Annotated in this window: 12 protein-coding genes; 2 read left to right on the top strand and 10 right to left on the bottom strand. The window is 68.2% G+C overall.

Annotation, left to right across the window (positions count from 1 at the left end; genetic code table 11):
* Nucleotides 1–37: 37 nt before the first annotated feature.
* Genes AC1Z3W_RS20255 through AC1Z3W_RS20225 form a run of 7 tightly spaced genes read right to left on the bottom strand, consistent with a single transcriptional unit; the run spans nt 38 to nt 7,029 of the window.
* Entirely contained in the window at nt 38–1,246 is a 1,209-nt protein-coding gene (locus AC1Z3W_RS20255) for a deoxyguanosinetriphosphate triphosphohydrolase (RefSeq protein WP_124834834.1), read from the bottom strand.
* Between the two features lie 41 nt (nt 1,247–1,287).
* Nucleotides 1,288–2,367, bottom strand: coding sequence for a 3-dehydroquinate synthase (gene aroB / locus AC1Z3W_RS20250; RefSeq protein WP_057924794.1), 1,080 nt, complete (start codon nt 2,365–2,367; stop codon nt 1,288–1,290).
* On the bottom strand, nt 2,364–2,918 hold the full coding sequence (locus AC1Z3W_RS20245) for a shikimate kinase (RefSeq protein ID WP_063124306.1): 555 nt from the start codon (nt 2,916–2,918) through the stop codon (nt 2,364–2,366). The genes aroB and AC1Z3W_RS20245 overlap by 4 nt, the downstream gene beginning before the upstream one ends.
* A 40-nt stretch (nt 2,919–2,958) precedes the next feature.
* Complete coding sequence (locus AC1Z3W_RS20240; RefSeq protein ID WP_483508352.1) at nt 2,959–4,611, bottom strand: type IV pilus secretin PilQ; 1,653 nt, start codon at nt 4,609–4,611, stop codon at nt 2,959–2,961.
* On the bottom strand, nt 4,608–5,477 hold the full coding sequence (locus AC1Z3W_RS20235) for a pilus assembly protein (protein WP_483508350.1): 870 nt from the start codon (nt 5,475–5,477) through the stop codon (nt 4,608–4,610). The genes AC1Z3W_RS20240 and AC1Z3W_RS20235 overlap by 4 nt, the downstream gene beginning before the upstream one ends.
* Complete coding sequence (locus tag AC1Z3W_RS20230; RefSeq protein WP_124834837.1) at nt 5,474–6,109, bottom strand: fimbrial protein; 636 nt, start codon at nt 6,107–6,109, stop codon at nt 5,474–5,476. Before AC1Z3W_RS20230 ends, AC1Z3W_RS20235 begins: the two co-directional genes overlap by 4 nt.
* Nucleotides 6,106–7,029 (bottom strand): type IV pilus biogenesis protein PilM, encoded by a 924-nt coding sequence (locus tag AC1Z3W_RS20225; RefSeq protein ID WP_057924799.1) that lies wholly within the window; start codon nt 7,027–7,029, stop codon nt 6,106–6,108. Before AC1Z3W_RS20225 ends, AC1Z3W_RS20230 begins: the two co-directional genes overlap by 4 nt.
* A gap of 227 nt (nt 7,030–7,256) precedes the next feature.
* Here AC1Z3W_RS20225 and AC1Z3W_RS20220 point away from each other — a divergent pair, with 227 nt between their 5' ends.
* The gene (locus tag AC1Z3W_RS20220; protein WP_141661776.1) at nt 7,257–9,644 is read left to right on the top strand and encodes a penicillin-binding protein 1A; all 2,388 of its coding nucleotides are present in this window, start codon (nt 7,257–7,259) and stop codon (nt 9,642–9,644) included.
* Nucleotides 9,645–9,740: 96 nt separating this feature from the next.
* Here AC1Z3W_RS20220 and cyaY read toward each other — a convergent pair whose 3' ends face one another.
* On the bottom strand, nt 9,741–10,067 hold the full coding sequence (gene cyaY, locus AC1Z3W_RS20215; RefSeq protein ID WP_057924801.1) for an iron donor protein CyaY: 327 nt from the start codon (nt 10,065–10,067) through the stop codon (nt 9,741–9,743).
* A 36-nt stretch (nt 10,068–10,103) separates the two neighbouring features.
* On the opposite strand from cyaY, the gene lptM reads away from it, so the two are divergent.
* The gene (gene lptM, locus AC1Z3W_RS20210; RefSeq protein ID WP_057924802.1) at nt 10,104–10,385 is read left to right on the top strand and encodes an LPS translocon maturation chaperone LptM; all 282 of its coding nucleotides are present in this window, start codon (nt 10,104–10,106) and stop codon (nt 10,383–10,385) included.
* 85 nt (nt 10,386–10,470) lie between these two features.
* On the opposite strand, the gene msrQ is transcribed toward lptM, so the two are convergent.
* Nucleotides 10,471–11,160: a protein-methionine-sulfoxide reductase heme-binding subunit MsrQ gene (gene msrQ / locus AC1Z3W_RS20205; RefSeq protein WP_124834839.1), complete on the bottom strand. Its 690-nt coding sequence runs from the start codon at nt 11,158–11,160 to the stop codon at nt 10,471–10,473.
* A gap of 20 nt (nt 11,161–11,180) precedes the next feature.
* Entirely contained in the window at nt 11,181–12,176 is a 996-nt protein-coding gene (gene msrP, locus AC1Z3W_RS20200) for a protein-methionine-sulfoxide reductase catalytic subunit MsrP (protein ID WP_483508349.1), read from the bottom strand.
* Nucleotides 12,177–12,243: the final 67 nt, after the last annotated feature.

Below are 12,243 nucleotides of genomic sequence, written 5' to 3'. Positions count from 1 at the left end.
CATTGAACCGGCGAAGTCTAGTGATCGTTTGTGACAGTCAGTTGTCGTTGATGACGAACAGGCGCTGATATTCCTTCAGCGCGAAGCGGTCGGTCATGCCGGCGATGTAGTGCGCGACGAGGCGTGGCTGCTGCGCGCCGTCGTCCGACTGGTATGGCGGCGGCAGCAGGCGCGGATCGTCGATGAACGCGTCGAACAACCCGGTGACGACACGCTGCGCCTTGTTCGCCATGCGCATCACCTTGTAGTGGCGGTACAGGTTCTTGAACAGGAAGCGCTTGAGGGCGGCCGCCTGCGCGGCGACCGCTTCGCTGTGCGCGACGAGCGGCGGCGCCGCGCGCACGTCGTCGAGCGACGTGGGCGCGACGCGGGCGAGATTGCGCGTGGTCTCGTCGATCAGGTCGACGATCAGCGTGTTGATGATGCGGCGCACCGTCTCGTGCACGAGGCGGCGGCCTTCGAGGTGCGGGAATTCGGCGAGCGCGGCGTCGTAGTGGCGCTGCCAGAGCTCGACTTCGGCGAGCTGCTCGACCGTGATCAGGCCGGAGCGCAGGCCGTCGTCGACGTCATGGTTGTTGTATGCGATTTCATCCGCGATGTTCGCGAGCTGCGCTTCCAGCGACGGCTGGCGGCCTTGCAGGAAACGCTCGCCGAGCGCGCCGAGCTTGCGTGCATTCTCGCGCGAGCAGTGCTTGAGGATGCCTTCGCGCGTCTCGAAGCACAGGTTCAGGCCGTTGAACGCGCCGTAGTGCTCCTCGAGCTCGTCGACGACGGCCAGGCTCTGCAGGTTGTGCTCGAAGCCGCCGTGCTCGCGCATGCACGCATTCAGCGCGTCCTGTCCGGCATGGCCGAACGGCGTATGGCCGAGATCGTGCGCAAGCGAGATCGCTTCGACGAGATCCTCGTTCAGGCGCAGGTTGCGCGCGACCGAACGCGCGATCTGCGCGACTTCGAGGCTGTGCGTGAGGCGGGTGCGGAACAGGTCGCCTTCGTGATTGACGAAGACCTGCGTCTTGTATTCGAGCCGGCGGAACGCGGTCGAATGAACGATGCGGTCGCGGTCGCGCTGGAATTCGGTGCGTGCCGCCGGCGGCGTTTCCTGATGACGGCGGCCGCGCGACTGCGACGCGTGGGCGGCATACGGAGCGAGATGGGCTTCCAGCGCCGCCAGCGTCGGCGGCTCGGCCGGCGCCGCGACGGATGCACGGCCGGCCTCGGGCAGTTTGCTGCTGGATGTCTCGCTCACGTCTCCTCCACGTCAGGGGCGCCGGGCCATCCGGGGCGCCGTTACCGGGTCGTCTGCGCCAGAGTAGCGAATACGGCTTCGTCGGGCGCCTGGGTGATCAGCGTATCGCCGAATCGCTTCAGCAGGATGAACTTGATCGCGCCGGCTTCGGCCTTCTTGTCGACACGCATCAGGTCCATGTAGCGCGCGTCTCCGAGTGCCGGCCCGCGGACCGGCAGGTGCGCGGCGGCGATCACCGCATCGAGCCGCTGCCGAGACGCTTCGTCGAAGAGGCCGAGCCGCACCGACAGGTCGCCCGCCATCACCATCCCGCAGCCGACCGCTTCGCCGTGCAGCCACTCGCCGTAGCCGAGCCCGGCTTCGATCGCGTGGCCGAACGTATGGCCGAAGTTCAGGATCGCGCGCAGGCCGCCTTCGCGTTCGTCTGCCGCGACCACGCTCGCCTTGATCTCGCACGAGCGCTTCACCGCATGCGCGAGCGCGGCCGGCTCGCGGCGGTTCAGCGCGTCGACGTTCGCCTCGATCCAGTCGAAGAATTCCGCATCGGCGATCGCGCCCGTCTTGATGACCTCGGCCATGCCGGCCGCCAGCTCGCGATCGGGCAGCGTGGTCAGCGCGCCGATATCGGCGATCACCGCCTGCGGCTGGTAGAACGCGCCGATCATGTTCTTGCCGAGCGGATGGTTGATGCCGGTCTTGCCGCCGACCGACGAATCGACCTGCGACAGCAGCGTCGTCGGCACCTGGATGAACGGCACGCCGCGCATGTAGCACGCAGCGGCAAAGCCGGTCATGTCGCCGATCACGCCGCCGCCGAGTGCGACGAGCGTCGTCTTGCGATCGGCGCGCTCGGTCAGCAGGCCGTCGAAGATCAAGTTCAGCGTTTCCCAGTTCTTGTAGGCCTCTCCGTCAGGCAGCACGACCGTCGATACGCGCTTGCCGAGCGGCGCGAGCGCCGCGCGCAGCGCGTCGCCGTAGAGCGGATCGACCGTCGTGTTCGTGACGATCGTGACCGACGAACCGGTGATGTGAGGAGCGAACAGTTCGGTGCGGCCGATCAGGCCGGCACCAATGTGAATCGGGTAGGCGCGGTCGCCCAGATCGACGTTGACGGTAATCATGCTTGTAGCGGCTTGGCGATGACGCCTGCCAGTTCGAGTTGCATCAGCACCATGTTGACGAGGCCGTTGACCGACGGACGGCCGGTCTCGATGATGAAGTCCGCGCATTCGCGGTACAGCGGGTCGCGCACTTCGTAGAGCGCTTCGAGACGCGCCTTCGGATCTTCGGTCTGCAACAGCGGGCGGTTCTTGTCCTTGCGCGTGCGCAGCCACAGATCGTGCGGATTGGCACGCAGATAGATCACGATGCCGTTGCCTTTCAGGCAATCGCGATTTTCGGGGCGCAGCACCGCGCCGCCGCCCGTCGCGAGCACGATGTTCTCGCGCTGCGTCAGATCGGCGATCACCTGCGATTCGCGGTCGCGGAAGCCGGCCTCGCCTTCCATCTCGAAGATCACAGGAATGCGCGCACCCGTGCGGGCCTCGATTTCGTGGTCGGAATCGAAGAACGTCCTGTCGAGCCGGCGCGCGACCGCACGGCCCACGGTGGTCTTACCCGCTCCCATAAGGCCGACGAAAAATACGTTTGCATGTGGGTCCCGCGCTTGCAACGGCTTCCTCTGCTTGAATCTTGCTGGTGTGTGGCGCAGCTTACTGGCAAAGCGGCTGCCTTGTCGAGCCTGCGCCATCGGCTTCAGGCCCCGTTTTTCCTGCATCCGCGTCGCCCGCGCTGGCTGTCCCGCAACGCGCGACGACGACCGTCGGCGTAATGAAGACGACCAGTTCGCTGCGCTGGTCGCGCCGCGCGCGGTGCCGGAAAAGCGCGCCCAGAACCGGTATTTTGCCCAAGAGCGGCACCCGCGTCACATCGTCTCTGTTCAACTGCTCGTAAATCCCGCCGATCGCGACCGTCCCGCCATCCTCGACCTCCACGCGCGTCTGCACGTGCTTCGTATGAATCGCCGGGCCGGCCGCGGTCGGCTCGCCGATGCTGTCCTTCGTCACGTCCAGGTCGAGCACGACGCGCCCGTCGGGTGTGATCTGCGGCTCAACCTCGAGCTTCAGCGTCGCGCGGCGGAACTGCACGCCGCTCACGCCGTTGCCGACCTTGGCCTGGTACGGCAGCTCCGAACCCTGCTCGACGATCGCCTTCACGCGGTCGGCCGTCACCACGCGCGGGCTGGAGACGATCTGGCCCCGCCCCTGTGCCTCGAGCGCGCTCAGCTCGACGTCGAGTACGCGGCTGAGCGGCGCGGCGAACAATGTGAAGCCCGCCGTCGCCGCCTCGAACCCGCCGAGCGGCCGCGCGGCCAGGTCGAGCGCGTTACGCGTGTCTGTCGCGAATGCCGCACCGTCGGTGGCGGGCGCCCGCCCCTGCGCGCGCAGCGCGACGCGTGCGCCGAGGTTGCGCGAGAAGCCCTGTTCGCCTTCGACGATGCGCGCCTCGATCCGGACTTGCCGCGACGGCCGGTCGATCGCGTCGATCAGGCCCGCGATCTGCACGATGCGCGGCTCGAGGTCGGTGACGAACAGCAGGTTCGTGCGCGGATCGGCCGCGGCGGCACCACGTTTCGACAGCAGGCGCTGGCCGGTCGCACCGGCCAGCAGCCGCTGCACGTCCAGCGCGCGCGGGTAGCGCAGTGCGAAGGTCCGGCTCGCGAGCGGCTCCAGTTCGGCCGCACGGGCGTGCGTTTCGAAGCGCTCGCGCTCCCGCGCGGCGAGCTCGGCCGCCGGCGTGACCCAGATCACGTTGCCGCGCCGGGACATCGCGAGCCCGTGCGTGTCGAGCAACGTATCGAACGCATCGCGCCAGCGGACTTTGTTCAGACGTAACGTCACGGTGCCGCGCACCTGTTCGCCGACGATGATGTTGAGTCCGGTGAAGCGCGCGAGCGCGTCGAACGCGGCCGCGAGCCCGGCGCCTTGCAGATTCAGCGAGATCCGCCGCGCGTCGTCCGCATCGCCGGGGTGCCGCGCGGCGGCGTCGCTCATGCGCGTCGGCGGCGGCAATGGGACCGGCGGCCCTTCCAGCAGCGGCACCGGTGCGGTTGTGTCCGCCTGACGCGCTGCACGTGCTGCCTGATCGAACGGCGGTGGCCCCTCCTGCGCGGATGCGGTCCCATTCATACCGGCCGCGCCATCGAGCGCGTCCTGCGGCAGCGGCGTGTCCTGAGTGAGCACCTGCGGCGGTGCGATCGGCCAGCCTGCCGGTGGCAAGGGCGGCAGAGGCGGTAGCGCCGCGTGTGCCGCAGCCACGCCCAATCCGATCCAGCACGTGATTGCCCATCCTCCGAACTTCGTCATGGGCGGCCTCCGTCGTCCACGACCAACCGGCGCGCGCCATCGGCCGTCGCAAGCGTAACGGCTTCGGCGTCGACACGCATCACTCGCGACGCCCCGAGCGCTTCGCCCGGCGCGACGGCCGCGAACACGCCGTCACCGGCGTCGAACAACGCAAGCCCGGTGCGCGCGTCGCGAAACGTACCGGCCAGGCGCGGCACAGCATCGTCGGCCACCGTGGGCAAACCTGCGCCACCGAATGGATCGTCGCCGGGTGTACCGGCCAGCACGGGCAGCGAGCCGCCCGGAAAACGGGCACCCGTCAGCGCCGGAAACACGTCGATCGTCATGTCCACCCGCGACGTGGGCGGTTTTCGCTCGATATACAGCACCGACGGCACCACCAGCGCGGGAAAACCCGCCAGCCCGCCCATCAGCCGCAGCAGCGCTGCAAAGCCACCGTCCGCGACGATCCGCACCGTGCGCCGGCCATCCGGCGCCGCCTCGTCCGGGCGCCGCGGCTCGATCGACACGATCCGCAATCCGCTCGCCCCGGCCAAGTCGGCCAGCTCCAGCATCAGCGCGGGCCACGCCAGCGCACTCGGCGAGCGGACATTGCGCCCGGCAGCCGGGTCGGTGTCGCGCCGCCGCGCGGCGGTCGCGAGCAACCGCTGTGTGTCGGCGGCACGCACCCGTGCCGTTGCCAGCAGCGCGCGACTGCGTGCGAGTCCGCTCCAGTCGACGGCATCCGTCAGATGAATGCCGCCCGCCATCACGAACACGAATGCCACCACGCAGCCAACGGCGTGTGCCGTGGCCGGCGACACCCGCGTCATGCGGCCGAGCGACCCGGCAACGCCTGGCATGAACCGTTGCGCGACCGCTGTCATGCACCGCCTCCCGCTGCGCCCTGCCGCGGCGACGCGTCGTGCCAGCGCACCTGTACGGAAAACCGGAACGGCACGACTGCCCCCGTGACCGGCGTGACCGAAGCCGGCGTCAGCGCACCGATATCGAATCGCCAGTCGCGCTGGCCGGCCGCAATCCGCGCGAGCCATCGTGCGGCCGCCCGGTAACTCGTCGCGCGTGCGTCGAGCACGGCGCCAGACGAAGTCGCGCGCAATGCGTCGAGCCGAACGGTGTCGTCGCGCACCCGCGCCAGCGTCGCGAGGAGCCCGGTGGCACGCCGGTAAGGCGCGGCAAGTACGACCGACCGCGCATCGCGTTGCGCAAGATCAGCGGCCGCGCCAGCGGCGCGCCGCGCGGCATCGACCTGTGGCTGCAATTGCCGCAATTGCGCCTCCACACGCGTACGCTCGGCATCCACGCGCCATCTCCACACTGTCTGCGCCCCCGCCCAGACGCTGGCCCCGAATACGCCGAGTACGATCGCTGCCCCGCACTGCGTGGCACGGCGCCGCCGCAACGCCTGCGCCAGCCGCTCACGATACGGCAGCAGATTGAAGCCGCCGAGCGCGGCGTGGCCGACGACAACCCGCCCGCCCCCCGTATCGGCCATCATTCCCACACCCCGCGCAGCGCCAGCCCGACCGCGACGGCAAATGCCGGAGCGCCCGGCCCACCGGCGGGCCCGCGGGGCAGCCCGTTCCATCCGGTGCAGTCGAACGGCACCGCAGCCACACCGAGCGCATCGCCGATATCGGCGACCGATGTGCCGCAGCGGGCGATGCAGCGCGTGTCGCCGGCCACGAGCACGCAGCGCACCGGCGCGAATGCGCACTGGCGCAATGCGTCGGGGAGCGCCGCCTGCACGTCGCCAGACACCGCGAGCACCGGTGCGGCGACCGCGCCGTCGACCCGCCAGCCGTGCACGCCCGTGTCGCAGAACCAGAACGCGGCGTACGGGCCGTGCGCGTCGATTTCGAACTGCGCGGCATAGCGCAACGCGCGCAGCGCGGCAGCCGACTCGCCGTCAACGGCCGTCAGGTCAATGCCGGCCTGCGCGGCCACGTCGATCCGCCGCTCGAGCAATGCCTGCGGCGCCACGGCGACCGCAATCTCATCAGGACACGCGCCGTCGTCCTGCCGCCAGTCGAACGCGAGGCTGTCCGGCGCCAGCCCCGAAATGCGCTCAGCCGCCTGCCGGGCGGCATGGGCGACGTCGTCGCGCCCGGCCAGGTCGAGCGTCGCGGTCCGCATCTCGTCGTCGCGCAGCGCCATCACGCCGCGCGCATCGCAGCGCACACCAGCCGCCGACAGCCGCGACATAGCTGCCGCCAGCGCCCTTGCGACCGCGGCCCAGCGCGCGTCCTCCGGACCGTCCGCCAGCCCCACCGGCTCCCGCTCGAGCCCTTCGACCCGCACATCCGCGACCCGGCCGCGCCGGCTCAGCACGGCCACCCTCACCTCGTCCGCCCCGACGTCGATTCCCGTCGAACGGTGCCTGCCCGGCGCGAACCGCGCCGCCCATCGTCCTGTCATCCCTGCCTCCCGCGATCGTTGCGGCCCACGCCGCGTTTCCGATGCCTGATTCTGCAAAGCGGCGCGTTTGTCCGACAGTCGGCCGAACGGCCAGGCATGGCGCGCAACGGCCTCGCGGACGCTATGCTGGGGGCACCGCGATCCGCCGCTTTCCGGCGGGCGCCCGCCCGCGTCAGGACCGGTCTTACCGGGCAGCTATAATCGCGGGACTGTTTTCCGGTATGCCTATGCAATCCACGTCTCCTACGTCCCCGCCTCCCGCGCCCGAGCCGAAGAAGCGGCCCTGGTGGCAGAAAGTCCTGATCGGCGTCGCCGCGATGTGCGTGGCCCTCGTCGTGGCCGGCGGCCTCGTGCTCGGCTACGCGCTCGTCGTCGCGTGGCCGAACATGCCGTCGCTCGACGCACTGACCGACTATCGTCCGAAGGTACCGCTGCGCATCTATACGTCCGATCACGTGCTGATCGGCGAATTCGGCGAGGAACGCCGCGACATCGTCCATTTCAAGGACGTGCCCGACTCGCTCAAGAAAGCGATCCTCGCGATCGAGGATGCGCGCTTCTACGATCACGGCGGCGTCGACCTCACCGGCATCGCCCGCGCGGGCTTCGTCGCGCTGACGAACGGCCATGCGTCGCAGGGCGCGAGCACGATCACGATGCAGGTCGCGCGCAACTTCTTCCTGTCGAGCGAAAAGACCTACACGCGCAAGATCTACGAGATGCTGCTCGCGTACCGGATCGAGCGCGCGCTGACGAAGGATCAGATTCTCGAGGTGTACATGAATCAGATCTATCTCGGCCAGCGTGCGTACGGCTTCGCGAGCGCCGCGCGCGTGTATTTCGGCAAGGACCTGAAGGACATCACGCTCGCCGAAGCGGCGATGCTCGCGGGGCTGCCGAAGGCGCCGTCCGCGTATAACCCGGTCGTCAATCCGAAGCGCGCGAAAGTCCGCCAGGAATACATCCTGCAGCGGATGCTCGAGCTGAACTTCATCACGCGCGAGCAGTACGACGAGGCCGTCGCGCAACCGCTCGTCGTCAAGGGCGCGGGTCGCGAGTTCAGCGTGCACGCCGAGTACGTCGCGGAAATGGTCCGGCAGATGATGTACGCGCAGTACCGCGAGGAAACCTATACGCGCGGCTTCAATGTCGTCACGACGATCGATTCCGCCGACCAGCAGGTCGCGTACACCGCGCTGCGCAAGGGCATCATGGATTACGAGCGCCGCCACGGCTATCGCGGGCCGGAAGGCTTCATCGAGCTGCCGGCCGGAGCCGACGACCGCGAGCAGGCAATCGACGACGCGCTGCTCGAGCACCCCGACAACGGCGAGCTGATCGCGGCGGTCGTCACCGCGGCAACCCCGCGCCAGATCACGGTTGCCTTCATCGACGGCAGCAGCGCGACGATCGAAGGCGACAACCTGCGCTTCGCATCGAGCGCGCTGTCGGCCAGCGCGCAGCCGAACCGCCGCATCCGCCCGGGCGCGATCGTCCGTGTCGTGAAGAACGACGCCGGCAAGTGGTCGATCACGCAGTTGCCGCAAGTCGAGGGTGCGTTCATCTCGATCGTCCCGCAGGACGGCGCGATCCGCTCGCTCGTCGGCGGCTTCGACTACAACAAGAACAAGTTCAACCACGTCACGCAGGCGTGGCGGCAGCCGGGTTCGTCGTTCAAGCCGTTCATCTACTCGGCGTCGCTCGACAAGGGCCTCGGCCCGGCCACGGTGATCAACGACGGCCCGCTGTATTTCAGCGCCGCGGAAACCGGCGGCCAGCCGTGGGAACCGAAGAACTACGGCGGCGGCTTCGAAGGCCCGATGTCGATGCGCACCGCGCTGCAGCGCTCGCGCAACCTCGTGTCGATCCGGATCCTGAACCACATCGGCACGAAGTACGCGCAGCAGTACATCACGCGCTTCGGCTTCGACGCCGACCGTCATCCGGCCTACCTGCCGATGGCGCTCGGCGCGGGCCAGGTCACGCCGCTGCAGATGGCCGGCGCGTACTCGGTATTCGCGAACGGCGGCTTCCGCGTGAATCCGTACCTGATCGCCGAAGTGACCGATCCGAACGGCGCGATCGTCGCCCGCGCGCAGCCGCTCGTTGCCGAGCAGAACGCGCCGCGCGCGATCGACGCACGCAACGCGTACGTGATGAACAGCCTGCTGCAGAGCGTCGCGCAGCGCGGCACGGGCGCGCGCACCAACGTGCTGAAGCGTACCGACCTCGCGGGCAAGACCGGCACGACGAACGACTCGCACGACGCGTGGTTCGCCGGCTACCAGCACACGCTCGCGGCGATCGCATGGATCGGCTACGACAACCCGCGCAGCCTCGGCGATCGCGAAACCGGCGGCGGCCTGTCGCTGCCGGTCTGGATCGACTACATGGGCGCGGCGTTGAAGGGCGTGCCGGAGTTCAAGCCGACGATGCCGGACGACGTCCAGTCGCTCGGCGGCGAACTGTACTTCACCGAGTTCGCGCCGGGGCACGGCTTCGTGTCGACGGTCGGCGTGCCGCAGGCGCCGTCCACGCAGAACGTCGAAGAAGCGGTGCCGCACGTCGACGAGCAGGAAAAGCAGGACATCATGAACCTGTTCCGCGGCCACTGACGAACGGCCCGAACATGCAAAAGCGCCCCGCGGGGCGCTTTTTCTTTGTGCGTTGATCCGACGTATCGGCGCCCCGCCGGGCGGGCGTGCCGGTCGTTACGCGCCGAACGAGATCGGCAGGCCGGCCTGCTGCGTCGCGTAGTCGGTGAGTGCCGAGAAGAATTCGGTGCCGGTGCGCGTATCGCGCCATTCGCCGTCCACGAAACGGTAATGGAAACCGCCCGCCTTCGCGGCGATCCACAGCTCCTTCATCGGCGGCTGCAGGTTGATGATGATCTTCGAGCCGTTCTCGAACGTCAGCGTCAGCACGCCGCCGTTGCGCTCCAGATCGATGTCGTGATCGCCGTCGTTCGCGGCATCCACGGTACGCTCGACGGCCGCCAGCACGGCCTCGGCACGGGCCAGGTATTCAGTATCGGACATGCTAAACTCTATCGGTTAAATTGTTCAGGGACGATCATGCGAGTCGTTTTCCGGATGAGCGCGATTGTAGCGGCTTTGGCGATTCTTGCCGGCTGCGGTCAACGCGGTCCGCTCTATCTGCCTACCGTGCCCCCGTTGCCGGCGAAGCCCATCCAGCAGCAGGACACGCCGCCGTCGGACGTCACGCCGACCGATGAAAACGCGTCGTCCGACAGCATTCCCGATTCTTCCGGCACGCCGCTCACGCTGTCGCCCGAGCTGTCGAACGGTGCGTCGAAGGCCGCCACGCCGGCATCGGGCCCAGCCTCCACGCAGTAGTCGCGCGCCGCCGCGCGCGCGGTTTCTTTCGCGAAAAAGGCGATGACCTCCCGTCATCGCCTTTTGTTTTTTCGGGTCGGCATCGTCACGCGCGGATGCGCCGCCAGCCCCATCCAAGCAGCCGCCAGCCGAGCAGCACCGCGACGATCGTCGCGTAAAGCTTCGGCTGCGCGAGATCGTCCTTGCCGGCCCGCATCCACCAGAAATGCAGCACGCCGAACAGCGCGATTGCATAGATCGCGCGATGTAGCGTCGCCCAGTGACGGCCGAGCCGGCGCACCATCGCACGCGGCGATGTCGCGGCCAGCGGAATCAGCAGCACGAACGCGGCGAAACCGACCGTGATGAACGGACGCTTGCCGACGTCCTTCAGGATCGCGAGCACGTCGAACCACTTGTCGAACCACAGATACGTCGTGAAATGCAGCGTCGCGTAAAAGAACGCGAACAGGCCGATCATCCGGCGAAAGCGCAGCAACGCGGGAACGCCCGTCACGCGCCGAAGCGGCGTGACGGCGAGCGTGACGCAGAGCATCACCAGCGTCCAGAGGCCCGTCGAGCGCGTGATGAATTCGATCGGGTTCGCGCCGAGCCGGTCGGTCAGCCCGAACAGCACGAGACGCGCGAGCGGATAGAGGCCGACCGCGAAAACCAGCACCTTGGCGGGCGCGAGCCAGCTCGGCGACGCAATACGTGCCGGGCCGCGCCGGGATGTCTCCGCAGTAGCCGTGTGCGTGCCGGACGCGCGAGCCGGTGTCAGCGTCGAAGGAGGCATGTCGTTTCTCACCGTCGCACTCAGAAGTTCTTCTTCAGGTCCATGCCTTGGTACATCGACGCGACGAGATCGCCATAGCCGTTGAACATCAGCGTCTTGCGCTTCGGCGTGAAGAAGCCGTCCTCGCCGATCCGGCGCTCGGTCGCCTGGCTCCAGCGCGGGTGATCGACATTCGGGTTCACGTTCGAATAGAAACCGTATTCGTTCGACGCATACGTGTTCCAGCTCGTCTTCGGCTGCTTGTCGACGAAGCGGATCTTCACGAGCGACTTCGCGCTCTTGAAACCGTACTTCCATGGCACGACGATCCGCACCGGCGCACCGTTCTGGTTCGGCAGCACTTGCCCGTAGACACCCATCGTCAGCAGCGTCAGCGGATTCATCGCCTCGTCCATCCGCAGCCCTTCCGAGTACGGCCAGTCGAGCACCGGCGTCGACAGCCCCGGCATCTGCGACGGATCAGCCAGCGTGATGAACTGCACGTATTTCGCGTTGCCGGTCGGCTGCACGCGCTTGATCAGCTCTGACAACGGCACGCCGATCCACGGAATCACCATCGACCAGCCCTCGACGCAGCGCAGCCGGTACACGCGCTCCTCGAGCGGCGCGAGCTTCAGCAGTTCGTCGAGATCGAATACCTTCGGGTGCAGCACCTCGCCCTCGACGCTCACGCGCCACGGGTGCGGCCGCAACGAGCCGGCGTTCTGCGCCGGGTCACCCTTGTCGGTGCCGAATTCGTAGAAGTTGTTGTAGGACGTGATGTCCTTGAACGGCGTCACCTTGTCGGCCGCGACGAACTTCGGGTTGGTTTTCGCCGCAAGCTTCGCGGCTCGCGCGTCGGGCGACGCATACGCGGCGAACGCCGTGCCGCTGCCGCCGAGCAATCCGCCCGCCGCAGCGAGGCCGGCCACCTGCAATACGCGCCGCCGGTTCTCGAACACCGCGCGCGGCGTAATCTGGCTCTGCGCGATATCACCGCCGGTCAGTACGGTGCGCATAGGGTGTTTGATCCACATCGTGCTGCTCCTCTCCTGCATGCGCGGCGCGCACGCTTCATGAGCGTTCGACCCGACCCATCATGCG

It is taken from the genome of Burkholderia sp. 10_S31 (assembly GCF_056930375.1).
The sequence above is the reverse complement of the archived record's forward strand: the minus strand, read 5'-3'. Positions and strand labels throughout refer to the sequence as shown.